This window comes from Oceanospirillum multiglobuliferum (assembly GCF_900167095.1).
In the GTDB taxonomy this organism is placed as follows: Bacteria; Pseudomonadota; Gammaproteobacteria; order Pseudomonadales; family Halomonadaceae; genus Oceanospirillum; species Oceanospirillum multiglobuliferum.
Genome location: NZ_FUXG01000034.1, coordinates 1 through 24,988 on the forward strand (window position 1 = coordinate 1; position 24,988 = coordinate 24,988).

General features: G+C 47.4%; 29 protein-coding genes and 1 rRNA gene. 16 read left to right on the forward strand and 14 right to left on the reverse strand.

Annotation, left to right across the window (positions count from 1 at the left end; all coding sequences use genetic code 11):
• Positions 1-169 precede the first annotated feature (169 nt).
• The 5 genes from rrf (at position 170) to B5D26_RS15345 (ending at position 6,872) form a co-directional block, all read left to right on the forward strand.
• Positions 170-285, forward strand: a 5S ribosomal RNA gene (rrf, locus tag B5D26_RS15325).
• A 141-nt stretch (positions 286-426) separates the two neighbouring features.
• Positions 427-4,113 carry an ATP-binding protein gene (locus B5D26_RS15330; protein WP_078746592.1) on the forward strand — a complete coding sequence of 1,229 codons (3,687 nt, stop codon included), beginning with the start codon at positions 427-429 and terminating at the stop codon, positions 4,111-4,113.
• The gene (locus tag B5D26_RS15335; protein WP_078746593.1) at positions 4,113-4,733 is read left to right on the forward strand and encodes a hypothetical protein; all 621 of its coding nucleotides are present in this window, start codon (positions 4,113-4,115) and stop codon (positions 4,731-4,733) included. The genes B5D26_RS15330 and B5D26_RS15335 overlap by 1 nt, the downstream gene beginning before the upstream one ends.
• Positions 4,733-5,971 carry a hypothetical protein gene (locus tag B5D26_RS15340; RefSeq protein WP_078746594.1) on the forward strand — a complete coding sequence of 413 codons (1,239 nt, stop codon included), beginning with the start codon at positions 4,733-4,735 and terminating at the stop codon, positions 5,969-5,971. Before B5D26_RS15335 ends, B5D26_RS15340 begins: the two co-directional genes overlap by 1 nt.
• Positions 5,972-6,077: 106 nt before the next feature.
• Positions 6,078-6,872, forward strand: coding sequence for a DUF7281 domain-containing protein (locus B5D26_RS15345; RefSeq protein WP_159445687.1), 795 nt, complete (start codon positions 6,078-6,080; stop codon positions 6,870-6,872).
• Positions 6,873-7,205: 333 nt separating this feature from the next.
• On the opposite strand, the gene B5D26_RS15350 is transcribed toward B5D26_RS15345, so the two are convergent.
• Positions 7,206-8,414: an IS256 family transposase gene (locus tag B5D26_RS15350; protein WP_078746596.1), complete on the reverse strand. Its 1,209-nt coding sequence runs from the start codon at positions 8,412-8,414 to the stop codon at positions 7,206-7,208.
• Positions 8,415-8,462: 48 nt separating this feature from the next.
• On the opposite strand from B5D26_RS15350, the gene B5D26_RS15355 reads away from it, so the two are divergent.
• Together B5D26_RS15355 and B5D26_RS16235 are read left to right on the forward strand one after the other, a co-directional pair.
• The gene (locus B5D26_RS15355; protein WP_200810706.1) at positions 8,463-9,230 is read left to right on the forward strand and encodes an AraC family transcriptional regulator; all 768 of its coding nucleotides are present in this window, start codon (positions 8,463-8,465) and stop codon (positions 9,228-9,230) included.
• A gap of 359 nt (positions 9,231-9,589) precedes the next feature.
• Entirely contained in the window at positions 9,590-9,763 is a 174-nt protein-coding gene (locus tag B5D26_RS16235) for a hypothetical protein (protein WP_159445688.1), read from the forward strand.
• An 88-nt stretch (positions 9,764-9,851) separates the two neighbouring features.
• Here the strand turns inward: B5D26_RS16235 and B5D26_RS15360 are convergent, their stop codons facing one another.
• The 3 genes from B5D26_RS15360 to B5D26_RS15370 form a co-directional block, all read right to left on the reverse strand.
• Positions 9,852-11,090 carry a type II toxin-antitoxin system HipA family toxin gene (locus B5D26_RS15360; protein ID WP_078746598.1) on the reverse strand — a complete coding sequence of 413 codons (1,239 nt, stop codon included), beginning with the start codon at positions 11,088-11,090 and terminating at the stop codon, positions 9,852-9,854.
• A gap of 12 nt (positions 11,091-11,102) precedes the next feature.
• A complete protein-coding gene (locus B5D26_RS15365; RefSeq protein ID WP_078746599.1) occupies positions 11,103-11,417 on the reverse strand; it encodes a helix-turn-helix domain-containing protein in 315 nt (104 codons plus the stop codon).
• Between the two features lie 211 nt (positions 11,418-11,628).
• A complete protein-coding gene (locus B5D26_RS15370) occupies positions 11,629-12,459 on the reverse strand; it encodes a YicC/YloC family endoribonuclease (RefSeq protein ID WP_078746600.1) in 831 nt (276 codons plus the stop codon).
• A gap of 189 nt (positions 12,460-12,648) precedes the next feature.
• Between B5D26_RS15370 and rph the strand changes: the two genes are divergently transcribed.
• Positions 12,649-13,371, forward strand: coding sequence for a ribonuclease PH (rph, locus tag B5D26_RS15375; protein WP_078746601.1), 723 nt, complete (start codon positions 12,649-12,651; stop codon positions 13,369-13,371).
• 85 nt (positions 13,372-13,456) lie between these two features.
• On the opposite strand, the gene B5D26_RS15380 is transcribed toward rph, so the two are convergent.
• Complete coding sequence (locus B5D26_RS15380) at positions 13,457-14,218, reverse strand: exodeoxyribonuclease III (protein WP_078746602.1); 762 nt, start codon at positions 14,216-14,218, stop codon at positions 13,457-13,459.
• A 91-nt stretch (positions 14,219-14,309) separates the two neighbouring features.
• Here B5D26_RS15380 and pyrE point away from each other — a divergent pair, with 91 nt between their 5' ends.
• From pyrE to B5D26_RS15400, 4 genes are all read left to right on the forward strand, one after another.
• A complete protein-coding gene (pyrE, locus tag B5D26_RS15385) occupies positions 14,310-14,963 on the forward strand; it encodes an orotate phosphoribosyltransferase (RefSeq protein WP_078746603.1) in 654 nt (217 codons plus the stop codon).
• 41 nt (positions 14,964-15,004) lie between these two features.
• Positions 15,005-15,553 (forward strand): YfaZ family outer membrane protein, encoded by a 549-nt coding sequence (locus tag B5D26_RS15390; protein ID WP_078746604.1) that lies wholly within the window; start codon positions 15,005-15,007, stop codon positions 15,551-15,553.
• A gap of 11 nt (positions 15,554-15,564) precedes the next feature.
• Complete coding sequence (locus B5D26_RS15395) at positions 15,565-16,896, forward strand: deoxyguanosinetriphosphate triphosphohydrolase (RefSeq protein ID WP_407668543.1); 1,332 nt, start codon at positions 15,565-15,567, stop codon at positions 16,894-16,896.
• A 166-nt stretch (positions 16,897-17,062) separates the two neighbouring features.
• Positions 17,063-17,524 carry a PaaI family thioesterase gene (locus tag B5D26_RS15400; RefSeq protein ID WP_078746606.1) on the forward strand — a complete coding sequence of 154 codons (462 nt, stop codon included), beginning with the start codon at positions 17,063-17,065 and terminating at the stop codon, positions 17,522-17,524.
• Here the strand turns inward: B5D26_RS15400 and B5D26_RS15405 are convergent.
• On the reverse strand, positions 17,493-17,921 hold the full coding sequence (locus tag B5D26_RS15405) for a DUF423 domain-containing protein (RefSeq protein WP_159445689.1): 429 nt from the start codon (positions 17,919-17,921) through the stop codon (positions 17,493-17,495). The genes B5D26_RS15400 and B5D26_RS15405 overlap by 32 nt on opposite strands.
• Before the next feature lie 155 nt (positions 17,922-18,076).
• Between B5D26_RS15405 and thiS the strand changes: the two genes are divergently transcribed.
• From thiS to trmB, 3 genes are all read left to right on the forward strand, one after another.
• Entirely contained in the window at positions 18,077-18,277 is a 201-nt protein-coding gene (thiS, locus tag B5D26_RS15410; RefSeq protein ID WP_078746608.1) for a sulfur carrier protein ThiS, read from the forward strand.
• Between the two features lie 98 nt (positions 18,278-18,375).
• Positions 18,376-19,158 (forward strand): thiazole synthase, encoded by a 783-nt coding sequence (locus tag B5D26_RS15415; RefSeq protein ID WP_078746609.1) that lies wholly within the window; start codon positions 18,376-18,378, stop codon positions 19,156-19,158.
• A 21-nt stretch (positions 19,159-19,179) separates the two neighbouring features.
• Positions 19,180-19,941, forward strand: coding sequence for a tRNA (guanosine(46)-N7)-methyltransferase TrmB (trmB, locus tag B5D26_RS15420; protein ID WP_078746610.1), 762 nt, complete (start codon positions 19,180-19,182; stop codon positions 19,939-19,941).
• Between the two features lie 63 nt (positions 19,942-20,004).
• Here trmB and B5D26_RS15425 read toward each other — a convergent pair whose 3' ends face one another.
• From B5D26_RS15425 to B5D26_RS15460, 8 genes are all read right to left on the reverse strand, one after another.
• A complete protein-coding gene (locus tag B5D26_RS15425; RefSeq protein WP_078746611.1) occupies positions 20,005-21,693 on the reverse strand; it encodes a polyhydroxyalkanoate depolymerase in 1,689 nt (562 codons plus the stop codon).
• Between the two features lie 288 nt (positions 21,694-21,981).
• Positions 21,982-22,161 carry a hypothetical protein gene (locus tag B5D26_RS15430; protein ID WP_078746612.1) on the reverse strand — a complete coding sequence of 60 codons (180 nt, stop codon included), beginning with the start codon at positions 22,159-22,161 and terminating at the stop codon, positions 21,982-21,984.
• Positions 22,151-22,306, reverse strand: a complete 156-nt coding sequence (locus B5D26_RS16240; RefSeq protein WP_159445690.1) for a hypothetical protein — start codon at positions 22,304-22,306, stop codon at positions 22,151-22,153. Before B5D26_RS16240 ends, B5D26_RS15430 begins: the two co-directional genes overlap by 11 nt.
• Positions 22,307-22,332: 26 nt before the next feature.
• Positions 22,333-22,740 (reverse strand): DUF5681 domain-containing protein, encoded by a 408-nt coding sequence (locus B5D26_RS15440; RefSeq protein WP_078746614.1) that lies wholly within the window; start codon positions 22,738-22,740, stop codon positions 22,333-22,335.
• 132 nt (positions 22,741-22,872) lie between these two features.
• On the reverse strand, positions 22,873-23,202 hold the full coding sequence (locus B5D26_RS15445; RefSeq protein ID WP_078746615.1) for a hypothetical protein: 330 nt from the start codon (positions 23,200-23,202) through the stop codon (positions 22,873-22,875).
• Positions 23,199-23,837, reverse strand: coding sequence for a YagK/YfjJ domain-containing protein (locus B5D26_RS15450; protein ID WP_159445691.1), 639 nt, complete (start codon positions 23,835-23,837; stop codon positions 23,199-23,201). The genes B5D26_RS15445 and B5D26_RS15450 overlap by 4 nt, the downstream gene beginning before the upstream one ends.
• Before the next feature lie 179 nt (positions 23,838-24,016).
• Positions 24,017-24,394 (reverse strand): hypothetical protein, encoded by a 378-nt coding sequence (locus B5D26_RS15455; protein WP_078746617.1) that lies wholly within the window; start codon positions 24,392-24,394, stop codon positions 24,017-24,019.
• Positions 24,391-24,570 (reverse strand): helix-turn-helix transcriptional regulator, encoded by a 180-nt coding sequence (locus B5D26_RS15460; RefSeq protein WP_078746618.1) that lies wholly within the window; start codon positions 24,568-24,570, stop codon positions 24,391-24,393. Before B5D26_RS15460 ends, B5D26_RS15455 begins: the two co-directional genes overlap by 4 nt.
• 148 nt (positions 24,571-24,718) lie before the next feature.
• On the opposite strand from B5D26_RS15460, the gene B5D26_RS15465 reads away from it, so the two are divergent.
• Positions 24,719-24,988 (forward strand): transposase (locus B5D26_RS15465; protein WP_200810707.1); only part of this gene is annotated, 270 nt, incomplete at its 3' end.

The following is a 24,988-nucleotide window of genomic DNA, read 5'->3' on the forward strand; positions in this document are numbered from 1 at the left end:
GACCATATAACACCAAAGCAGTTTTTGACTTGCTTAACAATCGACGGATACGTCAGAGATTACAAGCGACAAGCTCAGGCTTGGACGTAAGAATACAAGATACGAACAAAGTAGAAGGCCTAATAACAGATAGGCTTAATTGGCAGACATTCAATCTACACCTTTTTTGCTTGACGACAATAGCGTATTGGAACCACCTGATCCCTTCCCGAACTCAGCAGTGAAACGGTACAGCGCCGATGGTAGTGTGGGGTCTCCCCATGTGAGAGTAGGACATCGTCAAGCGCCTTATATAGAACCCCAGTCTAGCGATAGACTGGGGTTTTTGCGTTTTAATCTGATCCGTGAATAATAACCTGATCTATGCCAAAGGCTTTGAATCTTCTGTACGGCCTCTGAGTGTTTACCGCTGAAAGGATATTCTCCATGTCACAACTACTTCGTATCGTGCTGATTCACACTCACCTACCGGGAGTGGTTGAGATCCAGATGGACGAGCACACCAATATCTGCGGTACCAATGCCTCTGGTAAAACCACACTTCAGCGTTTGATTCCTGTTTTCTATGGTGAACAGCCAAACCGCGTCGTGCCTAAAACCCGTAAGAAATTTGACGAGTTTTATCTGCCGTTCAGTAACAGCTACATCGTGTATGAATATCGACGCGGGAACGGTGACATTTGCCAAGCTGTACTGACACGCAAGAGCGAAGGTGGCCTTGAGTATCGTTTTATCGGTGCGCCTTATCAAAGTGAGTGTTACTTACAACATACTGACGAAGGGGTTAAAGCTTACAGTTATCACGACTGGGCGGGCATTATGCGTCATCAGGCTGCGGGTCAAGTGTCTGCCAAGCTGAGTGCAACAAGTGAGTATCGCAGTATTATTCAAAATGATGTCGCCACCTTAAGAGGCAGTGGCACTGATAGTGCAAAACTGCGTCGCCTAGCCGCTGCTTTTAGTTTGGTTGATGCGGGTCACAAACTACGTCACATTGAAAAGCTGGTCAGTGCGGTACATGCCAAAGAAGGCAAAATGGACACGCTAAAAGCGATGTTAGCGGCCATTTTCGAAGAAGATGGCGTGACATTGCCCACCACCAAAGTGAAGAACACTAAGGCTCGTGAGTGGATTCAGCAGATGCGCCACTCCAGTAAACTAGAGTCACTACAGAAAGATTTTGATCACCTGAAGCACTTAGCGTTACAGCTGGATGGTGTTGAGTCCCAATTAGCCGCGCTATTCCCCTTATTAAGCGCAGACGAGCAGCAGCAAAAGCAGCATAAAGCCGAAAGTGAAGAACGGCTTAATGAGCTGCAAGCTCAGTTACGTCATCTAAAAGAAAGCTTTGAAGAGCATCAGTCTGAATTGATCAGCGCCCAGAGTAAAACCGAGCATGACTTAAAAGAGACAACCGCTCGTCTTGATCAGCTTCAGTACCGCTACGATGACTATGAATCTCGTGATATGGCCAAACTACAGCGAGATACAGAGGCTTTGCCCTTATGGCGTGACAACCTGATAGAGCTACAAGCTCAGTACCAGTTAATGTCTGAGCAACACAGTGACTTAGAGCATCAGCTAGACCTGCATAAGATCAAACTGTCGGCCTCGCTCGATCGGTTAAGTGAGCAACGTGATGCGAAAGTTAAACAGTTGCAGCAACAGAAAAATCAGGTGCGTGAAACGCAAGATCAACAACTGACACAGCTTGAGCAGGCTTTCCAAAAGCGCATACAGGCGCAGCAAAGCTTATTTGCTGATCAGCTTACCGAGTACAGCCGTACCATCGCGATATTGGAAACTCAACTGAGCACCTCCTCTTTAACCGAGGCGGAATATGAAGAAGCCCGTACGGCAGAGCTGCGCTTAGAGCAAGCCCAAGCGCAAGCCCAGCAGCACTCACGCCAGATGCAGCTTCTTCAGCAAACACTACAACAGGCTCGTCAAACTCGTGATCAGGCTAACGATGCACTAGAGCGTAGTCGTAAAGCCGCACAGGATGCAGAAAAGTCTCTCCAGCTGTTACATCGTCAACTGGCTCCAGAGCAGGGCAGCTTGCGTCATTTTCTACGCTTGCATTACAGCGGTTGGGAGCAAACCCTAGGTAAGGTGCTTGATGAGCGCTTATTAGAGCGACAAGACCTACACCCTAACCTTTCGACCTTAACAGACAGTCTCTATGGCCTTCGTCTGGAATTAGCGGGGGTTGAAACCCCAGACTATGCACAGGATGAAGAAGCGATTCGTTTGCAGATTCAATCGGCAGAGCGCCATGTTGAGCAGACTAGCGAAGAGAAAGCGCAAGCGGAGAAACAGCTCAAAGCACAGCAAGAACAGGTTGAATTGACACAAGCGCAACTCGAACAAGCCGAATGGCAGCGTACAGAGCTGGAACAGAATATTGATTATGCCCGCGATGCCCGTGATCGTTTAAAAGCGCAACAGCAAAGCCTGAACAGTCAGCGTCAAGAAAAGACTCGAACAGAACTGCATCAGAAACAGGCACAACTGGAAGCATTGAAAGCACAGCAGCAGCAAGACTTGCACGCCATGACAAAAGATCATGGTGACCAACGACTTGAGTTGAAAGCCGATTGGCAGACTACTTTGCAAGGGTTTGATCAACAGATTGATGCGCTTGAAGCACAACTGGCCAGCAAGCGAGAAGAGAACAAAGCACAGCTAAAAGAGCTACAACAAGCCTTTGATGAAGAGCTTTCAGCAAAAGGCATTGATCCTCGCCGTTTAAGCGACCTCAAACAGCGCCAAGAGCAGTTAAAGGCCGAGATCAAAAGGGTTGAAAACCGACAGGATGAGCTGAATCACTGGCATAACTTTATGACCCTTGATTGGCAAAAAATGCGCCCAGAATTACTGGCACAAGAAACCCAGCTCAAGCAGGACAAGCGCCAGGTTGCACAGGCTTTAAACCAACTGAAAACAGACTTTACCGCAAACCGTAAAGTGTTGGATGAACAGCGCCAGCAACAACAAGGGCAAATGGAACGAGCAGAGAAACAGCTCAGCCAAATCAAACCGGCGCTGGCTAAGCTGAATGAGCTCAATCTTACCAGAGTAACGCCCGCGGCTTTGCCTGACTCTGCCGACCTTGTTGAGCGCTTGTCACGTACCGACGAAGCCTTAGAGCAACGCAGCAAACTGGATGCTGAACTGAACAGCCGTGTGGATAAGTTTGATACACGCTTAAAAGACAATGCCAGCCCTGAGTTTTTAGACCGACTGGAGCATGAAAAAAGCAAACAGCCGGAATACGCAGGCAAACGTGAGCTGCTGCCAGTATTGGCTGACCTGTTGCATATCCTGCAAGATCAACGTCAACAACTGATCGAAATGGGCGAAAATATCGGTGGCGACCTGAAGAAGTTCTTCACCGTATTCAGCGACATCAATCGTCGCATTGCCGCGCAAAGTCGCCGTTTGAGTGAAGCCGTTGCCGATGATCTGGTGCTGGAAGGTATCCGAAAATCAGAAGTTCGTATTCTATCCACCATCGACGAACTGGGCTTTTGGCAACCGCTGAAACATTTTGCCAAGCTTTATGACGACTGGAGTCACTCGGTTGATAAGACACAGCCTTCAGAACACTACCTGAATGCACTGGCCGATGTGGTGGAGTTACTGCGAGCCGATGAACAGTACAGCATCGAATCCTTGCTGCGTTTGGAACTGCATCTGAGTGAAGGCGGCTCAGAGTTGGTGATTAGAAATGATCGTCAGTTATTAGAGTCATCCAGCCACGGTATGGCGTATTTGATTCTCTGCAAATACCTGCTTGCCTTCACACGGCTGTTGCGTGGAGAGTCTGATGTTACCTTACATTGGCCGATTGATGAGATTGGCACCTTGGCGTATCACAATGTTGAAAAACTGTTCCAAGCCTGTAGCAGCAACCGCATTGTGATTGTGGGGGCGTTTCCTAACCCTGAGTCTGATGTGTTGATGCTGTTTCAACACCGTTACCTTATCGAAGCCAGTCAGCAAGATCCCACTAAGCGCCAGCTGAAACGTATTCAGCCGAAAATCAGCCGATTGGCCGAGCGACTGGCCGCCAAACAAACCGAGTCGAATCAACAGGAGGAGGCGAGCTGATGTTACAACATGGCCCACTATTAGAGCGTCTGCTGAATGGGGATTTCATCTGCAAAATCAGCAACCACGATGCTTATCGACATTTAAGTGATGAACAGACTCAGCAAGCCATTAACGATTACCTGCGCCCTTTAAATCGCAGATTGGTGAGCAATGAAGATCGCAGTGTTTATTTTCTCGCTTACCATGACCTGACCTTAGAGGCTCGGGAACACCTAAGCAGCCAGTTTGCCTTAACCGTGCAATCGCTTTTACCTGTTTTGGAGTGGATGCAACTGGTACAGGAAACCTTAGGCCGAGACAGTGCCCTCACCGCAGGTGACACCATCAAACTGCAAGAGTTTGTCTTACGTACCGAAGACAATCAAAGCTTACGCCACCGCCTTAACGCACTGGCCGCCGATAAATTTTTTAACAGCCAAAGTGACGCGCTAGACCTACAAGTGAAGCTGATCTTTCGTCGCCTACGTGAGCATGGCTATCTGCTGCAACCGCATAATGATCGTCAATATTATGTCATCACGGGCAAAGTGGATTACCTTATCGATATCATCCGTTTCATTCGTGACGAAGAACAGCTACCCGTAGACGATGCCCCTGCCCAAGAGAACCTGATCTAATGCACACGCAACAGACCATCGCCTCTAATCTTTACAGCATCGGTGCCGAGCGATTAGCCCTTTTGGGTAAACATCATAAAATTTTGATGCAAGGCTATTTAGAGGGCTTTATTGATGAAACCGCCCTCAGTGACAGCGCATTAAAAAAACTGATGGCGGCGCGTATTGTCTGGCGACCTAGCGAACAACAGCCACTGATGCTACGACCTTTGGTAAGTGAACTGATCGCCAGTATGGTTTCGGATGAAAACCGTCGGCAGGTGAATGCCGATGTTGCCGAACGACTGGTGCAAATTCGCAACCGAGTACAGGCATACCGCGAAGCGCAGCACAAAGGTGATTACAGCGTTGCCGAGTTGCAGTTACAACGCCTGACAGAACAAGTGCATGACTTAAGCGGCCAATTTGAAGAAGCCATCGACAGTCTTTGGAACCGTTTGAACAGCGATTTCGGTTTTGTGCGCAGCTTAAACGACAAAATCCGCGAGAACGAACGGGCGCAACAACAACTGAGACGCCTATTAGATGGCCTTGCACTTTTAGACTTTAACGAACTGATTGAGCTGGCCGAAGGCAACAATCATCTGCGTAAACTCTTAGTTAGCCAGCTACAAACTCAATTGAGCGACCATCACGGTAGTTTGTTAGAAGTACAAAAACGCTTGATTGAATTGTTGGCCAAATTCCGTCAACAGCAATCCCGCTCGCTGCTGATTAACAATATGGTGGCCTATTTGCGGCAGCATCCGGCTTATAGTCCTGCGGATTATCCGAATCGAACCCCCGTGCCCGTCTTATTCAACCAAGCCGCCCCGATTAAGCTTCAGGCGGCTGCGGCACTAGATCGTGCCAGTGATCGACAGATACTCGCCGCCTTAGTGCAACAGCTACCCCATCAACCTAAAACGTTGATCACTGAGCATCAAAGTGCCAACTTCAGCGAAGTATTGGTGAATGAAGAGATTGCCGCCCATCAGCAAGCGCTGAAACAAGATGTGGAAAACTTCTACCTAGAAGTGATCGACAACAGCGAATCAGTCAGCGCGCTAACCTATCTCAAAACCCAAAACCTACCTTGGGATGGCGAAATATGGTTGTATCAAATCCTTGCAGACTACCAATCTCTGCCAAGGGATGAGCAAAAAATGTTCAGCCTACGTAATGAAGAAACCCCCGCATCGGCCAGTAATCAACTGATGCTGATTAGCGATATTCATATACGGCTTAGGGTGTTTTAACGCTTAGTTTATGGAGGTTATATAAGTAATGGAGTACTTATCAGCTCGAGCTTGTCGATGGCTTCTTAACCAAGAGACTCGTCTAAAATCCAAACCGGAGCTTTGGGTGAAAACCAGCACAATAAGTGCTCAAGAGGTACTCCGTTGGTGTATTTTAGAAAATCTGATCGCAGGAAATAGCCTGAATCTGCCAGACTTTTTGATAACCAAAAATCTTCTAAATTCTATAGCGCAGATACAAAAAGAGCGAAAGCACCGCTGTTTTCGCCAAGATTTGAAGGGCGTTAGCCGCACCGAGCAAGCATTACTCAGTGACCAAGAGGATAAGGGTCAGGGATTAAAACCTAGATCAAATAGAGTTCTTGTTAGGCTATATAAAACAAATGAAATGCTGCTCGGTTGTTATCTTAATACTGTAGACGTTGACTGGCAGCAACTAGATTTAACCTGTTGTAGCCGTTTAATCATCGTGGAAAATCTAGATTGCTTCTATCAGCTAGAGTGTTTTCAACTCAATATTATGCCTGACGATTTAGTGGTCTATAGGGGAGATAAACTCTATGGGCATGGCGTTAAATCTCTCAAAAGAGAATGTATTAGAAGAAACAAGCCAACTCTTTATTTTGGTGATTTCGACCCAAAAGGTATGAATATTGCTCTGAGTGAAGGATATCAGGGTGTGTTTCTACCTTCATTAATTGAGCTTGATGCAAATGCATCTGCTGCAATGTTACCTGATGAACAAGTTTGCTTTTTACACAAGTTAGAGGCATTAAGTTTATCTAACTGTTGGCTTAATAAGCCAAATAGAATCATGCCATATTTACAGGTTTTAAAGCAGCATAGAGGTCTGAGGCAACAAAGAATGCAAAACATGGCGTTGGAAGTTATAGAGATCTAGTTGTGGTTAATGGTTTCAACATCGTCATTTTATTTAGAAAGCAATTTTGGTCAGGTCTTCTCCGTTTAGGTTGTTCATAATGTGCTGATTCAGACATCGGCAGGCAGTGATACTTTTAAGTGCCACTGACGATAAATGGGATGGGATCAGTGCCAAACTTAGCGAAAGAACAGTATCGAAAAAGGATGCTTGCAACTTGTGACTACATCTACCGGAATCTCGATAAAGCGTTAACTCTAGATGAACTTAGTCAGGTAGCACATTTTTCGAGGGTGTTCATAGTTCTGTGTCACCCATTTCTGAGGGTGTTCATAGTTCTGTGTCACCCATTTCTTAAAGATCAACGTGCTGGTCTATCCGGCCTTCGAAGTGGATGCTCAACTGAGACAATGTCAGGTTCCAGTTTTGCACCGGATGCGTCCACTTCTCTGATGCCTTCAACATACCCGCGTATAGCAGCTTGAGCAATGCATTTTCATTAGCAAAGCCCCCTTTCGTCTTGGTCAGTTTACGGAACTGACGGTGCACCGCTTCAACCGCATTCGTTGTATAAATCGCCCTTCGCACTTGCTCTGGGTATTTGAAGTAAACTGAGAGATTTTCCCACTTACTCCGCCAAGACTTTATCACCAGCGGGTACTGAGCACCCCATTTCGCTTCCAGCTCATCCAGTGCCTGTTCAGCCGCATTTTGCGTTGTTGCACGATAAACGCACTTCAGATCTGACATAAAGGCTTTCTGGTTCTTACTCGCCACATACTTCACGCTGTTGCGGATTTGATGAATGATACAGAGCTGCACTTCAGTTTTTGGATAGACGGCTTCAATCGCTTCTGGGAAGCCTTTAAGCCCATCAACAGAGGCAATCAGGATATCTTTGACGCCTCTATTTTGCATATCTGTAAGGACACTCAGCCAGTAGCGAGCACCTTCGCTCTCTGATAAGTACAAGCCTAATAGCTCTTTTTTGCCTTCAATATTGAGCCCTAAAATGGTGTACAAGGCTTTAGATATGAAGCGTCCATTTTCCTTGATTTTGTAATGGATCGCATCCAACCAGACAAAGGGATAAACCGCCTCTAACTCTCGCTCTTGCCATGCTCGCAACTCAGGAACTAAACGGTCTGTGATGGCGTTAATGGTGCCATTAGAGACCTCTGTGCCATACATATCTAACAGGTATTCTCGGATACTTTGGTAGCTATTACCCAGTGCAAACAGGGAGATGATATTGCGTTCCATCTCATCGGTTAGGCGAGTTTGATATTTTTTAACGGTCTGGGGTTCAAAAGAACCATTACGATCACGAGGGGTATCCAGCTCAAAAGATCCCGTTGCGGTCTTGATAGTTTTGCGGGAGGCACCGTTCTTACGGTTGGGCTGAGAATCCTGAGCTAAATGCTGATCTAGCTCAGCAGCCAAAGCGGCTTCGGTAATCTGCTTAATCAAAGGGGTTAGTAAGCCATCTTTACCGTTGAGATCTTGTCCAGACTGAAGCGCTTTGGCAAAGGCTTGAATATCAATTTCGTATTTATCAGACATGATGTGTCACTCCCTATAAGGGTCAAACTATAGAGGTGACACAGAATTTTGAACACTACCCATTTTTCCAAATACCACTTTCATCGGCAATTTACCCTATTTATGGGAATCAGCGTTGCCAAGTTTGTGCAACAACTGCGATTGAAGCGTGCCTCTTACCAGCTTGCTTTTCAGCAGGATAAATCCATTCTAGACATTGCACTGGACGCTCAATTTGAACGGCCAGAGTCATTTGCACGCGCCTTTCGCAAAGGTTTTGCACAGTCGCCTTCTGAATTTCGCCATCAAGCCAACTGGCTTGAATGGAGTCAACACTATCATCACGTTGAGACAGACTTGGAGCCAACGATGGATGTTCAAATTCAAACCTTTCCTGAAACAAAACTGGCCGTGTTAGAGCATAAAGGCCCAATGGAGTATGTGAACAACTCCGCAGGGCAGTTTATTCAATGGCGCAAAAGCACAGGCTTATCGCCCGTGACCAAAAGCAAAACCTTCGGCATCATCTACAGTGACCCCAAAAATACCGCCCCTGAAGATTTTCGCTTTGATATAGCAGGTGAAGTAGCCGAGCCTGTGCCAGAAAATGATTTTGGGGTTATCAACAAAGTCATGGCAGGTGGGCGTTGTGCCGTGATTCGCCATATCGGCCCGCATGAAGGCCTAGATGCCAAAGTGTATTACCTTTATGGGCAATGGCTGCCCGAAAGTGGCGAAGAACTGAGAGACAGCCCCTGCTTTTTTCACTACCAGAACTTCTTTCCAGAAGTGGGCGAGCATGAGCTGGTCACCGACATTTATTTGCCGATTGTGTGATAGGCATACTTCTAGCTGAAAAAATACCCACCGCCTTATCATGGAAATTGGTGGGTTTTATTATCGCTAAGGGCTGAACGACATTATTCTATGTTCTGGATCTTCTTGAGTAACGTGCTAGCCCCTAAAAAACTCAATAAGTTATCGAAAAAAAACGGCTCAAAAATGTCTGTTTGCCCACCAAATTTCTCACTACGTGCCTATGTCTTTTACTAAACCTTAGTGGTTAGCAATGGAAAAAACAGTGCCGTTTGTATACTGCTGTTAGGGTCTAGAAATAGCCGTTTTGAGAGGCTTTATCGGACACGATTTCTGCCAGCATAGCTTGGCCATTTTTTCGCTTGTTCTATGGAATAGTTATGAGCCAGCAGAAAATTCGCCTAAGCCAAGATGGGCGCCATGGTGTTCATTTTCATAGAAATAAGCTCAATATGGATGCTATGGTATCCAATGTTGATAAGACTGAGTATCGAATATCAGGCATCAATGTCTACAAATTGTTACCTGTGAAGTCACTTTGTGTGGACCTATAACTGCTGAATTTCGCCGTTCGGTAAAACGCATAGACGAGTACTCAACTCGCATTGCACACTTTTATGCGCATAAAAGTGTTGCGGCGTTCTATGCGAGTATAAAGCAGTCCCTCAATAGCTCCCTTTCTTCTTTGTTAATGCCCGCTTGTTGGGCAAGGCTTTTCCATTGTGAAACGGCTTTTAACAATCTTTGGTGGATGGCCTTGGCTTTACTTTCAGAAACGTGAAAATACTCTGCAACGTCAAATGCCAAGTCAATCGAAAGCGCGTTGCTTACGTCATCAATATTAAGGTGTAGACCAGTGGCGTATAACATAGGATTGATATCGTAGGCAGGAGATAGTCGCCAACCAGTCGACTCCAGAATGAATCCATGATTTCTAAGATGATCATCACAATTAGATACCATGATATTAAACAGTATTCTGGTCCAAAGTTGTTCAAGATCTGCCTGAGTATTCGAGCCGTGTTGGATCAGAAACTCAGCCAGTTCTAAGTAACTTGCTCCATCATCCTGACCATCAAAGTACTCTAGTTGAGTCATTGCTGAGCTGAAGTGTAGCCGCTTTCCTGTTTCGGTACGGTCGAACCTTTTTGTTAAAAAAATATGATGTCTGCCAATCGCTTCAACTTTTGATTCAGCCATTTCGATACCAGACGCTATGGCCATTTGATAAACAATGAACTCCCATAAGCCAATATCGTAATCATCGTGACGACTAGGAAACTTAGCTAACCACAAACTATCATCGTGATTTCTAATTGACGCTTTTGGCCTGGCTCCACCTAGTGATGAGCCCGGTGAGATCAGCATATTGAGCCATTTCAGATAATCTGGGTTATCTAAATCCGGAGTTTCTTCGATTTTGTTGGCGGCATGTTGTAGCTCGGATAAGTTGGTTATTGCGGGCGCTGTCAGCTCATTGTTGTCGTCTAGAAAAGGGCCATCTGGTGATGTGCGAAAGCGCAGTGCTCCCATGCGAAATGAATCGTGAACACCTAGCAAGTAATCCGTCTCGTATAGGCTTTTTGCTCGCCGTTTTTCTTGTCTAGCAACCACCGCTTCTCTGCGTTGCATTAACAATCGACCCCAACGGTCAGGGCATGAGTCGAGAAATGTTTTGAAATTTTTGTCGTTCTGCGCATGTTGCTCGCCAACGAATAGCTTTAAAGAAGGGTCAATCTGGCGAACATAATCGGAGGTTAGCCATGTCTCGTCATAACTAAAGCTGAAATGTTCTTTGCCTCTAATTTCTGACGACCGTAATGTACCAATTAATATAGGGTCGGTTGACTCAGTCCAATCAGCATAAACGTAGATTTCCATAATGCGACACTCTTATTTTTTTTTCAGCAATTGGATATCTTGCAGCTTTCTTCCCAGCTCGTCATCAAAGGCGACTTTGGCTAGGTCTTCCAAGAGACCTAAACAGGCTAATACGTTGACATAGTGACCAAGCGAGACGGAGGGATCACCCTTTAGGATTTTTCGTAGTGTTGGTTTAGACAATCCTGTTCGACTATGCAACATTTCTTGGGTAATGCCTCGTCGCTTCATTGCCAGAGTTAAGTTCTCGCCTAAGATGCTTAATACCTTTCTGTGCTTTGGAAAAACGACGGCGGTGCGCTTTGTTGTTGATTCGGTGGCATTCATAGTGAAACTATATTTTCTTAAATCTTCAGATAGTGAAAGTATAGCTTCACTTTTGACTTTGAGTAAACTGACCGTTTGATATTGTTCGGTAGGTTAAAGTGAAACTATATTTTCATTTTTAGTTAGATAAAGAAGCTATAGTTTCACTTTCAATCTTTTTCTCACACTTTATTTAAGAGATTCTTGTACGGGTAACTTTCTACCCAAAAACCTATTCTATGTTCTGAACCTGCTCTCTCATCTGCTCAATCAACACTTTAAGTTCTACCGCGCATTGGGTGGTTTCGGTCACGATAGATTTAGAGCCTAGGGTGTTGGCTTCGCGGTTGAGCTCTTGCATAAGAAAGTCTAAACGGCGGCCCACAGGATCTTTCTGTTTTAATACGCGGCGTACTTCGGCAACGTCGGTTTTGTTGGCCAGCATCACCATCTCTTGTTCGATGCGGCTGGGGTCGAGTTCGTCTTTGATGCTGGCGAGTTTGTCTAAGATCTGTTGGCGCTGGCGCTCTAGGATGCCCGGCAGTGCTTCTCGTACTTGTTGTACGATGGCGTCAATGCCATCTAGGCGTTGGTTGATCAGTTGGGCAAGGTCGTCACCTTCACGGGCGCGGTGGTGAATCAGGTCTGTCAGTGCTTGCTGATAAAGCTCAAGGGCGGCGGCTTTGATCTGTTCTGGGTCGATCTCTTGGTTTTGCAGTACCCCCGGCCATTGCATCAGTTGCAGTGGGTTAATTTTGGCAGGGTCTTGCAGTTGGCTGCTGATCGCTTCTGCGGCAACGGCCAGTTGTTTGACTAGCGCTTCGTTGATGCTGAGTTGGTCGTTGGCTTGCGCGGGTTGAAAGCGCAGGGTTGACTCGACTTTGCCGCGATTCAGTTGTTTGCGTTGCAGGTCACGTAGCGCGGGTTCTAGGTCGCGTAGGGTGTCGGGCAGGCGGAAGTGGGGTTCTAAAAAGCGCTGGTTGACGGAGCGAATCTCCCAGCTGAGTGTGCCCCATGTGTGTTGTGCTTCCTGCCGTGTAAATGCGGTCATGCTGTGGGTCATGTTGTGCTCCAAAGTAGATCAATTTAGGCGGGCAGTTTAGCGAAATTGCCTGCTGATGTCTGCTTAGGGGCGTAAGCTGTGTATAATTGTTGCCTTTCCGCTCTTGTGATTCAGTGCTGTTTGTTGTGTGGCAGATGGGCTGGGTTGTTTTGGTGTTCTATTCTGCGTCAGTTCAGTTAAAGGTGTTTTATGGTCGTTCGTCCTAGTGGTCGTGATTTTGATCAAATGCGTGAGGTTAAAATTACCCGTCAGTATACCTGCCATGCCGAAGGTTCGGTGTTGGTGGAGTTTGGTAATACGAAGGTGATTTGCACTGCGTCTGTTGACGCTTCTGTGCCGCGTTTTTTACGTGGCAAGAATCAAGGCTGGGTGACGGCAGAATACGGTATGCTGCCGCGTTCTACGGGCAGTCGTATGGATCGTGAGGCGGCGCGGGGTAAGCAGTCGGGTCGTACACAGGAGATTCAGCGTTTGATCGGTCGTGCTTTGCGTGCAGCGGTTGATCTTGAGAAGCTGGGCGAGCATACCATTCAGATTGATTGTGATGTGATTCAAGCGGATGGCGGCACACGTACAGCTTCGATTACAGGGGCTTGTGTGGCGTTGGTGGATGCGTTGCGTTATTTGCAGCGTGAGAAGATGATTAAATCTGATCCACTCAAGCAGATGATTGCTTCGGTGTCGGTTGGGGTCTATCAAGGGCAACCTGTATTGGATCTGGATTATCCAGAAGACTCTAGCGCTGAAACCGATATGAATGTGGTGATGACGGCTCAAGGTGGTTTTATTGAGGTGCAAGGCACAGCAGAAGGCGCTCCTTATAGCCAAGAGGAGCTGTTTGCGATGCTTGAGCTGGCGAAGAAAGGTTGTAACGAGCTGTTTGCCGCTCAGATGCAAGCCTTGGCAGAGTAATTCGCGATAGGTTAAACGCACAAAAGGCGCTGATTCAGCGCCTTTTGTGTATACGTACGATCATCGTAAACTAGAACCTAATACCTCAGAGTTCGAGCTCATATTCCACCACAAGTGGCACATGCTCAGAGAACGTGGCTTGCGTGTCAAAGTAAGCGTTTACAATGTTGCGACGCATGTTCGGGCCTGTGACCTGATAATCAATGCGCCAGCCTTCTTGGCGATTTTTCGGCTTGTCCGCATCGGGATACCATGAGAACTGATTCTCTTCGCGATTCACTTCGCGGAAGGCATCCAGAAAGCCCATTGGGCCAAAGACCTGATCTAACCAAGCGCGCTCAACAGGGCGGAAGCCCAGCGTGTCTTGATTGTCGGCCCAGTTCGCCAGATCAATGGTTTTGTGAGCGGTATACCAGCTACCACAAATGATGTACTCGCGGCGTTTGCGGCGCAGCTTTTTCAGGTATTCGTCAAACTGCTCGATAAAGGCGAACTTGGCTTTTGGATCGCTGTTATCGGGCATTAAAAACGAGGCGATACTGACCTTATCAAAATCGGCTTGAATAAAGCGGCCTTCAAAATCAGCTTGTTCAAAACCGATGCCGGTCATAATCGCTTTGGGCAACTTACGGCAATACACACCTACACCGCTGAAGTTGTCTTGGTCAGCGTCAAAGAAGTAACCTTCATATCCTTGCGGATATAAAATGCTGTCATCCAGTTCATAGGATTTGGCTTGCAGATTTTGAACGCAAATCACATCTGCGTCTTGCTGCTGCAACCAGTCTAAAAAGCCGCGTGAAACGGCTCGGCGAATGCCATTGAGATTGATGTTGATGATCTTCATACGTGGTTCCTGCTACGACGAGCGTGTATGATACCCGAGCTTTAGACGTTTTGGTAAATACTCAGCAGCCAAATCTACCGGAGATCGATTAATGCAAGACTACCAGCGCGAATTTATCGAGTTTGCCATTGAGCAAGATGTTTTACGTTTCGGCGAATTTAAACTCAAATCAGGTCGAATTAGCCCTTATTTCTTTAACGCGGGGCTATTCCGCACTGGTCGTGCGCTGGCAAAATTGGGCCGCTTCTATGCACAGGCTATCGTTGCTGCGAAAGTCGAATATGATGTGGTATTTGGCCCCGCATATAAAGGAATTCCTTTAGCGGCTGTGACCACTGCGGCACTGGCAGATCATCACGACCTTGATGTGCCTTATGTGTTCAACCGTAAAGAAGCCAAAGACCACGGTGAAGGTGGTGTTTTAGTGGGTGCAGAACTCACAGGCAAAGTATTGATTATTGATGATGTGATCACCGCAGGCACCGCCATTCGTGAGGTGATGCAGATTATTCAGGCAAACGGTGCTCAGCCCGGCGGCGTAGTGGTGGCACTGGATCGCCAAGAGCGCGGCCAAGGTGAGCTGTCAGCGATTCAAGAGGTAGAGCGCGACTTCAATATGCCTGTGATCAGCATTATCAATTTAGAGCAAGTGTTGGCCTATTTAGATGAGCAAGCGGCTAATGCGGGTGATTTGGCTCAATATGCCGATGCGATTCGTAACTACCGTGCGCAGTACGGTATATAACCCCTAATTTGTTATCGTTTGAAAGATAGAGGACTTAAAGGATGAAACGTATTGCTTTAGCTGCAGTTTGCGCAAGTATGGTTGCAACAGCGCAAGCAGCAACTGTTGATTTAAACATTAACAACGATACTGTGCGTGCAGAATATGATGCACCACTGCCACAAAATCGCCTGAGTGTGTCAGTGGGCGGTTTGTACCATGAAGAAAACTCAGCCACTACTACGCTAGCAATGGTTGGCGCTCATACCCAAGAAGATACTGCGACCTATAGCATGGGCGTAGGTGGTAAAGGCTACTGGTTAAACGCTACGGGTAGTGTATCTGGTTTAGCATTGGGCCTAGGCGTGCAAGGTAGTGTCTCTATCCCACAGATTCCACAAGTGCGTGTTGGCGGCCATTTTTACTATGCACCGCGTGTGATCTCTTTTGGTGATATTGACGGTCTAAGTGATTTAGAAGTGCGTGGCTATTATCAACTACTAAAAGACGCTGATGTTTACCTTGGCTATCGTAAGCTGGGCGTTGATGTAGGTTCAAACTCTGATGATCTAGAAAGCGGCTTTAATGTCGGCTTTGTGATGCATTTCTAATGAGCCAACGGATGAACTGGCAGCAACTGCTGTCAGATCAACGCCTGAAAGGCTCTTCTCGACATGGTCTTGATGATGCGGGGCGTTCGCCCTTTCATAAAGACCATGATCGAGTGGTTTTTTCGGGCTCTTTCCGGCGCATGGGACGCAAAACCCAAGTACATCCCTTCGCTGAGAATGACCATATCCACACCCGCTTAACCCACAGTTTAGAAGTGGGTTGCGTCGGGCGCAGTTTGGGTATGATGGTGGCGGAGCAGTTGCAGGCTCATCTGCCCGTTCATATTGCCCCTGCGGATCTTGGGGTGATTGTACAAAGCGCCTGTTTGGCCCATGACATCGGCAACCCGCCGTTTGGTCATGCGGGTGAATACGCCATTCGAGATTGGTTCTTACAAGCGCAAAAACAGGGGCGCTTATCGGGACTCACCGCAGAACAACAAGCTGACCTGATCACCTTTGAAGGCAATGCCCAAGGTTTTCGGATGGTCACACAGGTGGAATATAACCAGTTTGCAGGCGGCATGAAGCTGACCTACGCCACACTGGGCACCTTTCTGAAATACCCTTGGACAGCAACAGAGGCCAATGCGGCAGGTAAGTTCAGCTGTTACCAAACTGAGCTAAGCCTTCTACAAGAAACCGCTCAAGCTTTAGGTTTGATCCAACTGGCACCACAGCGTTGGTGTCGGCATCCATTGGTGTATCTGGTTGAAGCCGCAGATGATCTTTGTTACGCCTTGCTGGATCTGGAAGATGGTCTTGAGATGGAGATTCTGCGCTACCATGAGGTTGAGCAGATCCTGCTGCAAATCGCAGGAGCCGAGCCTGAAGGCTATGCCCAGTTGAAACAGGCCTCCAACCGACGTCGAGTGGCGGCCTTGCGTGGTGCCGCGATGGAGAAAGTGGTGGCAGCGGTTTCAGAACAGTTTTTACGCCATCAAGATGAACTGCTGGCTGGCCAATTCAAGCAAGACCTGATCGCGGTGTGCGAGCCTGACATCGCCAATGGCGTTGCACAAGCCAAGCAGTTGGCGCAGCAGCGTATTTTTGACCATCCTAGAAAAGCCAAACTAGAACTGGGGGCTTATGCCACGCTAGGGGTGTTATTAGAGTCTTTTTGTGGAGCGGTAGAAGAGTTGGCCACTTTGCAGCACAACGACACCCTTGATCGACTCAGCTTTAAACACAAACGCGTGCTGGCGCTGATTGGTGAAAATATTCCCGGCCCTGATTGGAATCGTTACGAGGCTTATCGAAGAGTTTTAGATTTTATTGGCGGTATGACCGATAACTACGCGGTTGACCTTGCCCAAGAGATGGGCGGGCGTTTAAACGGTTAATGTCCTTTTCTGCGCTTTCAATTCGATGTGGGGCGACTGTGAACCAGTAGTCAGCCTGAACACTGTCTTTTTTAATCCTCTGCTGTGCATACTCTGACCAAATAACAAAAATGGGTCACAAGGTTTAGCCTAAAGCCCTCATTGCAAAATGTTTGGAGTCTATTTTATGTCTGCCTCAACACAATCCTCTGCTATACCGCCTTCTACTGCACAACCGGAAACGGTGATGACGGTGGCTGAAATCAGTGCCTTTCTAGATCGAGAATTTCCGCAACATATTGGTCGGGTCACGGCGCTAGGTTATCAAACCGCTGTGATGCGCTTAGATGTGGATGATGCCCATCTGCGCCCCGGTGGAACGGTGTCAGGGCCGACGATGATGGCATTGGCCGATATTTGTTTATATGTGGCGATTTTGGCACAGATTGGCCCTGTGGCGTTGGCAGTGACAACAAGTTTAAATGTTAACTTTCTGCGTAAGCCGCAGCCAGCTCAAGCCATTATTGCTGAGGCCAGTTTATTGAAACTGGGACGGCGCTTGGCGGTGGGTGAAATCAGTATCTATTCTGAGGGAGATGACGAACCTGTCGCCCATGTTACCGCGACTTACTCCATTCCGCCCCGCTAAGCCAACCCAACCGAGCCAATAACAGCCAGCCTAATGCCATCAACACACCTCCTGTTGGTGTTAGGCTGCCTGTGGCAATGTCCAATAGGTGCTTGGCGTAAATGCCACCACTGAAAGAGAGGATTGCCAGAGCAAAACAACTTGCTGGTAGATAACGCCAACGGCGCGTACTACGGGCGGCTAATAGCAGCGCCACCACCATAACCAAGCTGTTAAAGCGCTGATAGCTGGCAGCGGTTTCTAAACTTTTCAGCACTTGGGCTGAAACCTCAGCACTTAAACCGTGGCTAAAATAAGCCTCTAATAACACCGAACTCGCCCCTGTTAGCGCGACAAAGCACCATAGCATTAGCGGAACAGCGTTTAGAGCGGGTGTTATAGGGGTTGAGCTATTCACTGCATTCCTCATCAATTATCAGCCGCAAAAAATTTCCATTCAGGTACAATATGCGGCAATCGACTTGCGTCATTTTTGTTCCTGTTTTTATCCTGTGCCTTCGTTAAGTAGTCGCTTAGGCGAAGCGATGCGCACAATCGGGAGAGAATACCAGTATGCACATCAGTTTAAACGGTGAATCTTATCAGCTTGCCGAAGGCAGCAGCATCGAGCAGCTTTTGACTCAACTTGAGTTTACAGGCAAGCGCGTGGCCGTCGAAGTCAATCAAGAGATTGTACCGCGCAGCCAACACAGCCAAACCCTGTTAAACGAAGGGGATCAGGTTGAAGTGGTTCAGGCGATTGGTGGCGGTTAATACCTCACTTTGAATCGTTTCACAGGATCTGCTGCGCTGATCGGACTGATATAGCCAGACTCAAAGATCGAAATATTCGTACAAGAAAGGCCAATACTATGCTGAATGATCTGATGACCATCGCCGGAAAGAGTTACCGCTCGCGCTTGTTAGTGGGTACAGGCAAATACAAAGACTTAGAAGAAACCCGCTTAGCGATTGAAGCCAGTGGTGCAGAAATTGTGACCGTTGCGGTGCGTCGTACCAATATTGGTCAAAATCCGGGTGAGCCAAATCTTTTAGACGTGATCACCCCTGATCGCTACACCATTTTGCCGAACACCGCGGGTTGCTATACCGCAGAAGATGCGGTGCGCACTTGTCGTTTGGCGCGTGAACTATTAGATGGCCACAAACTGGTGAAGCTAGAAGTATTGGGTGACCAGAAAACCCTTTATCCAGATATGGAAGAAACCCTGAAAGCGATGAAAACCTTAGTCGCCGATGGTTTTGATGTCATGGTGTATTGCAATGATGACCCGATTGCGGCTCAAAAACTTGAAGACATGGGCGCTTGTGCCATCATGCCTTTGGGGTCTTTGATCGGTTCTGGTTTGGGTATTCTGAACCCGCATAACATCCGCATCATCATGGAAAGCGCCAAGATCCCAGTACTGGTAGATGCGGGGGTTGGCACAGCATCTGACGCCGCGATTGCAATGGAAATGGGTTGTGAAGCCGTTTTAATGAATACCGCCATTGCCGCCGCGCGTGATCCTATTTTGATGGCCTCTGCGATGAAAAAAGCCATTGAAGCAGGCCGTGAAGCCTATTTGGCGGGTCGTATGCCGCGTAAAAAATATGCCAGCGCCTCTTCGCCGCTGGATGGTTTGATTGATTAATTAATCAGGTTTTAGAAAAGCATGTCAGATACAACAGAGCCTCAGATCCCTGAGCAAACCGAAAACTTAAACAGCCTAGAAACCGAAGAGGCTGTGACCGATGAGCACAAGCGCCGTATCCGTAGCTTTGTGCTACGCACGGGGCGGATGACCGTTGGTCAGCAACGTGGCATGGACGAATTTTGGCCACGTTGGGGTTTAAGTGTTGAGCAGGGTCTTATTGATCCAGCACAGGTCTTTGGGCGTGACGCGCCGCTGGTGTTAGAGATCGGCTTTGGCATGGGCGCATCACTGCTGACACAAGCCACGGAGATGACCGACCATAATTTTATCGGTATCGAAGTGCATACGCCGGGCGTGGGTAAGTTGCTGGCTGAAGCGGGTGATGCGGGTTTAACTAACCTGAGAACTTATCAGGAAGATGCAATTGAAGTGTTAAACCGCTGCATTCTTGATGGCTCTGTCGATCTGTTGCAACTATTCTTCCCTGATCCTTGGCATAAAAAGCGCCATCACAAACGTCGTATTGTGCAGGCTGAGTTTGCACAACTGGTGCGCCGTAAGCTGAAAGTGGGTGGCCGCTTCCATATGGCGACAGACTGGGAAAACTATGCTGAACACATGGTTGAAGTGATGTCGGTTGCAGAGGGCTTTGAGAATACTGCGACGGAAGGGCAGCAATATGTGCCGCGTCCTGATTCTCGCCCGCACACCAAGTTTGAAGCTCGCGGTGAGCGTTTGGGTCATGGGGTTTGGGATATTATTTACCGTAAAACCTGTTAAGCCTGGCTCAGAGCCAACCCCCTACAAATGTTTTGTTTTGCAGGGGGTTGGACTGAAATCGCCTTAGCGTCTAGTTTTTCGGCTTGGACGTGAACTGCGACTATTCACTGGTCGAGTGGTGTTGGCTTGTGCTGGTGTAGCGGCAGGCGTAGTCTCTGTCAAAACGGCCATCAGTGCCTCTTGCTCAGATGCTTCTGTGCTTTCGACCTCTGATTCAGTGCTTGCTACAACCGTTTGCTCGGTTAGGCTTTCGGCTTCAACAGCTTCAACAGCTTCAACAGCTTCAACAGCTTCAACAGCTTCAACAGCTTCAACAGCTTCAACAGCTTCAACAGCTTCAACCGCTTCAACCGCTTCAACCGCTTCAACCGCTTCAACCGCTTCAACCGCTTCAACCGCTTCAACCGCTTCAACCGCTTCAACCGCTTCAACGGCTTCAACGGCTTCAACGGCTTCAACGGCTTCAACCGTTTCAGCAGCAGTGTCCTCAACCTCATCTACTTCAGGCATAGCGATGCCACAGCAGGCTTGGCCGCTCTCAACCTGAGTAATAAACGCTTTGATCTTAGGGCCAACCTCTTCACGAAATCGACGACCGTTGAAAATACCGTAATGACCTACATTCGCTTGCACATAATGCTCACGCTTATCATTGGGGATCGCAGACAGAACGTCGTGAGCCGCTTCGGTTTGTCCCATTCCGGTGATGTCATCGTTTTCGCCTTCAATGGTCATCAATGCCGTTTCTGTTACCGCGCGGTAGTCTAGGAACTGCTCACGGTAGCTCAAATCGCCTTTTGGCAATTGGTGCTCTAAGAAGACCTTTTGAATCGTATCTAAATAGAACTGCGCAGGCAGATCCATTACGGCTAGGTACTCATTGTAAAACTTACGGTGTGCTTCAGCGCTGTCGCCATCCCCTTTGATCAAATCACCAAAAAAGCGGAAATGCTTACTGATATGGCTGTCCATATTCATGCTCATAAAACCAGAGAGCTGAATAAAACCGGGGTAAACCGACTGCCCTTCACCCGCAAATCCTTTAGGGACTGTACAAATGACATTGTCGCGGAACCACTCAAAATCTTTACCGGAGGCATAATCATTCACCTCCGTTGGATTTCTGCGGGTATCCACAGGGCCGCCCATCAACACCAACGAGCTTGGCTTAGCACGGTCATTACGCATCGCCATCAGTGCCGTTGCCACAATGGCAGGTACGCTGGGTTGGCAAACCGCTAGCATGTGGGTGTTAGGGCCTAAAATCTGTAAGAACTCGACCAGATAATCCACATAATCATCAAAATCAAAACTGCCTTGGCTCACCGGTACTTCACGGGCATTGATCCAATCAGTGATATACACCTCGTGATCTGGCAGAAAGTGCTCAACCGTACCGCGTAACAAGGTGGCATAGTGGCCCGACATTGGCGCAACAATCAGCACCTTTGGCTGCACCAAATCAGTTGCACGATTAAAGTGCAGCAAATTGCAAAATGGCAGACTGTGCGCAATGGTTTCTGTCACCCGTACCCACTCGCCGTTAATCTCGGTGTATTCAAACCCGAAACTCGGCTTTTCGTAGTTATCCGTGCAGCGCTCAAATAACTCTGCTGTTGCGGTTAAAGCGCGGTTCAGTGGCGTTTTACGGAAAGGGTTCCAAGGTAAAGACAATTGCTTGCGCCAAGCCTGCGCCCATAGGTGAACGGGTTGAATCGCTTGGCTATAACGGTGATGAAGCTGGTATAACATGCAGTGTACTCTCCATGCAGACTGAAATGGGCATTTGTTATTGTTATATTGTGCGATGCAGCATCATAGGCGGGATTTAAGCAACTGCAAAATACTAAGAGTGACTATCTGGCGGGGGTTGGTACTGGAAATGGTATGGTATGGGGCTTAGAAAAAAGAAAAAGGGCTTGGAAATGATCCAAGCCCTTCTTAATTGGTGGGGCGGCGGCAACCGAACAGGCTTTTTAGTCTTTTGAAATTTAAGGTTTTTTTCTTTTGTTGTCTTTGTCGGTGTTACTAATGGTGTTACTAAACCGCATTGTCATCTCTCGGTATGCCAGATTGATCATGCTCACCACGCACATGAATCACTGCCCCAACTTCACCTGTAGCACCGATCATTAACAAAATCTTTGTGACCTTTTGTTCCTGTCTATAGTGTACCTGCTCAAGTATTGTTAGTCGATTTTCTATTGCCTTAGTCGTCATAAGCAGCTCTTAGCATGGGTTTCAGTTCGTCCATTGAGATCATCACATCAGACACCAGATAATCAGCGATCTGGGCGACTCGTTCAGGATTCAGTTTTGATCTGTCCGGCATATTTTTTTGGGAGAGTGCGATTTTTTCGCACATCCTCAGCCGCCTTTCTATGCTTGCTCTCATTGCCTCCGATCCTCTAATGCCTGAATCCGTTGCTCCAGTTCCTCCAGCTCAATAACACGCACCAGAGCACCTAAGCCATTAAGCATCTGGCTTGCCTGATCTGTTGGAAGTTCACCTCTAGCGACAGCGTTTAGAATTGCCCGTCCGGTATCGGCCATGCTTGCGCCTTCTGGTAATTCAAGCTGTACGGGGGCGCTTTGTGGTTTCAGTGGGGCGTGAATCCGATCAATACAGATTTTCAGTGCCGTAGTGTCGCCCTCCAGTGCCAGCGCAATGAGTTTATCCGCTAAATCTGCGCCATGCTTTTTAAGCGCCTTCTCTAGCTCTGTGGTGGCTTTTCGTGGTCTACCTTGAGGGTTGCCACTAACACCTTTCTTAAATCGCCCCTGATTGCGTTCTGGCACGTTTAACGCCCTTTTTCTTAAACTATTGTCGATACTGTTTATAGGTACAGTATCCACGTAATTTACCCCAGATACAAGAAAAGCGCCTGATATGAGGCGCTTTGTTCCTGATCTCAGCCTGCTAACAGGCGGTCACTGTAAGGTGTTGATCTCGTTTGAAGGGGTTAGGCATTCGCCAAACATCTCTGTTGCGGTTTGCTCTACCTGTTCTGGACTAATCCCAAGAGCCTTAGCAATATCAATGACGCTGTAATATGCCTTGCCGCTGTCATCGCATCCGGTGGGCTTCAGGTTAGGGTAAAGCTCATCAAATGTACTGTGCAAAATCTCTTGTAACTCAGCGCGTAGATAATCAGGCGTAGCAGGATCATAGGCCGCCTTAATGAGTTCGTCTGCTTTGTCGTCTGCGCTGTTGATACGGGCAGACAATGCCGCACGTTGGTATAACTCTAAACTGCTCATGATGTGACCTCTGTATTCTGATCTGCCGTATTCATCGGATTATTTTTCTGGTCTGTCCGTGGTTTGATTCGGCTTGTGCCGTAATCGTGGGTTGTGCTGGGGCGCTTGTCTTTGGTGTTCACTTTGGCTAGGTAGCTCATTCGGTGAACAGCTAACCGCATTGTCAGTGATTCCGGCTCATTGCGTTCCAGCAGGTAAAAACAATTTTTAGGTGTGTAAGGCTTCGGCCAGTCCCAGCGATAACAAATATCTTGAATCAGCTTAATAACATTAGCTGGATGCCTAATCTTTGTGCCGTCTATCAAGAAGATGGCGTGATAGTGCTGCGCTTCGCTGGTGGCCTGCTCTCTAGCCCATAGATACCCTAACCGCTTCAGTCTGTGATACTTGCGTACGCTTAGTCGTTGCTTCAGTTTTTTACAGAGACAGGTCATGAGTCGGTTTGTCGATTCAAAGTCATAAAGTCGAATATCCAAACGAAACATCAGCACTCGACAATGGTGACTTAACATTGAACTGATTTGCTCATACCCCCTATCAATAATTTCAGGGTAAAGCGGCCATCCTTTACGTGCCTTAACCCGATAGGCTGTTTCACCAAGCAACATAAACTCAGATTCAATAGATCGTTTCATAGCACCACGCTGTATTCTGATTGCCATTAGTGTTGGTGTTCTGGTTTGAATCACTACTATAGATAATATGAAATGTCAGATTATTCTCAGTCGGAGCAAAGCGCCACAGCCTTAGTGCTGTAAGGGTTGCGGCTAAATTGCTTTCGATAAAACAGGGGGTATAAATCGGTTGTTTTGTCTTATTTAATATCATTGGCTAAAAAATCCTTTTCAGACAATGGGTTAGTGTTACCTGATAATTCCTTCTCAATAAGCAAATCACAACGCTTTTGCATATCGGGATAAAGGGTAAATAAACCCAAAAGCCAATCGTTATCAATCCAATGGCGATCACAAACTCGGATAACACCATCTTTATCTTTAACCTGCCGTCTTGTTGATTTATCTGTAACCCATCCTGCCTTTCTTACTTCGCTAAGGCGTTTTCTAAAGTCAGCGATTGGATAGCCTGATTTATAGTGATAGCTGTATTGGTGGCAGGTCATTTCAGCCAAAAGCATTGCCAGAATAAAACGAGAGTGTTTGCTTTGAGGAAAAGCCGGACGCTTCATATTCATACCTGCGCCTCCTGTTCCCATTTTTCGAGATCAGACAAACGCCAGCGGGTAGAGCCTGCCAGCTTGATAGGCTTGGGTAGCTGGCCTTCTTTCAGCCAGCGCCAGATAGTTGAGCGAGCCACTTCATAGCGAGCGGCTAACGTGCGGTCAGTAAGGTATTGCGTGTGATGAGCCATAAGGCACCTGTCCTGTATTGGATAAGATAGTGCCAATGTTATGAAGAATATTTTCTGGTGTTAGGTAGTGAATAACGCCTATTCACTAGGTAGTGTTCAAAACTCTGTGTCACCTCTATAGTTTAACCCTTATAGGGAGTGACACATCATGTCTGATAAATACGAAATTGATATTCAAGCCTTTGCCAAAGCGCTTCAGTCTGGACAAGATCTCAACGGTAAAGATGGCTTACTAACCCCTTTGATTAAGCAGATTACCGAAGCCGCTTTGGCTGCTGAGCTAGATCAGCATTTAGCTCAGGATTCTCAGCCCAACCGTAAGAACGGTGCCTCCCGCAAAACTATCAAGACCGCAACGGGATCTTTTGAGCTGGATACCCCTCGTGATCGTAATGGTTCTTTTGAACCCCAGACCGTT

What these genes read in the sequence shown, in the direction of transcription:
- B5D26_RS15335 (WP_078746593.1), top strand. Translation starts at nt 4,113, where the DNA reads ATGTTACAACATGGCCCACTATTAGAGCGTCTGCTGAATGGGGATTTC.
- B5D26_RS15365 (WP_078746599.1), bottom strand. Translation starts at nt 11,417, where the DNA reads ATGAATGCCACCGAATCAACAACAAAGCGCACCGCCGTCGTTTTTCCA.
- B5D26_RS15450 (WP_159445691.1), bottom strand. Translation starts at nt 23,837, where the DNA reads ATGAAACGATCTATTGAATCTGAGTTTATGTTGCTTGGTGAAACAGCC.
- B5D26_RS15395 (WP_407668543.1), top strand. Translation starts at nt 15,565, where the DNA reads ATGAACTGGCAGCAACTGCTGTCAGATCAACGCCTGAAAGGCTCTTCT.
- B5D26_RS15445 (WP_078746615.1), bottom strand. Translation starts at nt 23,202, where the DNA reads ATGAGCAGTTTAGAGTTATACCAACGTGCGGCATTGTCTGCCCGTATC.
- thiS (WP_078746608.1), top strand. Translation starts at nt 18,077, where the DNA reads ATGCACATCAGTTTAAACGGTGAATCTTATCAGCTTGCCGAAGGCAGC.
- B5D26_RS15400 (WP_078746606.1), top strand. Translation starts at nt 17,063, where the DNA reads ATGTCTGCCTCAACACAATCCTCTGCTATACCGCCTTCTACTGCACAA.
- B5D26_RS15380 (WP_078746602.1), bottom strand. Translation starts at nt 14,218, where the DNA reads ATGAAGATCATCAACATCAATCTCAATGGCATTCGCCGAGCCGTTTCA.
- B5D26_RS15455 (WP_078746617.1), bottom strand. Translation starts at nt 24,394, where the DNA reads ATGAATATGAAGCGTCCGGCTTTTCCTCAAAGCAAACACTCTCGTTTT.
- trmB (WP_078746610.1), top strand. Translation starts at nt 19,180, where the DNA reads ATGTCAGATACAACAGAGCCTCAGATCCCTGAGCAAACCGAAAACTTA.
- B5D26_RS15330 (WP_078746592.1), top strand. Translation starts at nt 427, where the DNA reads ATGTCACAACTACTTCGTATCGTGCTGATTCACACTCACCTACCGGGA.
- B5D26_RS15460 (WP_078746618.1), bottom strand. Translation starts at nt 24,570, where the DNA reads ATGGCTCATCACACGCAATACCTTACTGACCGCACGTTAGCCGCTCGC.
- B5D26_RS15340 (WP_078746594.1), top strand. Translation starts at nt 4,733, where the DNA reads ATGCACACGCAACAGACCATCGCCTCTAATCTTTACAGCATCGGTGCC.
- B5D26_RS16240 (WP_159445690.1), bottom strand. Translation starts at nt 22,306, where the DNA reads ATGTGCGAAAAAATCGCACTCTCCCAAAAAAATATGCCGGACAGATCA.
- B5D26_RS15430 (WP_078746612.1), bottom strand. Translation starts at nt 22,161, where the DNA reads ATGACGACTAAGGCAATAGAAAATCGACTAACAATACTTGAGCAGGTA.
- B5D26_RS15390 (WP_078746604.1), top strand. Translation starts at nt 15,005, where the DNA reads ATGAAACGTATTGCTTTAGCTGCAGTTTGCGCAAGTATGGTTGCAACA.
- pyrE (WP_078746603.1), top strand. Translation starts at nt 14,310, where the DNA reads ATGCAAGACTACCAGCGCGAATTTATCGAGTTTGCCATTGAGCAAGAT.
- B5D26_RS15415 (WP_078746609.1), top strand. Translation starts at nt 18,376, where the DNA reads ATGCTGAATGATCTGATGACCATCGCCGGAAAGAGTTACCGCTCGCGC.
- B5D26_RS15360 (WP_078746598.1), bottom strand. Translation starts at nt 11,090, where the DNA reads ATGGAAATCTACGTTTATGCTGATTGGACTGAGTCAACCGACCCTATA.
- B5D26_RS15425 (WP_078746611.1), bottom strand. Translation starts at nt 21,693, where the DNA reads ATGTTATACCAGCTTCATCACCGTTATAGCCAAGCGATTCAACCCGTT.
- rph (WP_078746601.1), top strand. Translation starts at nt 12,649, where the DNA reads ATGGTCGTTCGTCCTAGTGGTCGTGATTTTGATCAAATGCGTGAGGTT.
- B5D26_RS15370 (WP_078746600.1), bottom strand. Translation starts at nt 12,459, where the DNA reads ATGACCCACAGCATGACCGCATTTACACGGCAGGAAGCACAACACACA.
- B5D26_RS15350 (WP_078746596.1), bottom strand. Translation starts at nt 8,414, where the DNA reads ATGTCTGATAAATACGAAATTGATATTCAAGCCTTTGCCAAAGCGCTT.
- B5D26_RS16235 (WP_159445688.1), top strand. Translation starts at nt 9,590, where the DNA reads ATGAGCCAGCAGAAAATTCGCCTAAGCCAAGATGGGCGCCATGGTGTT.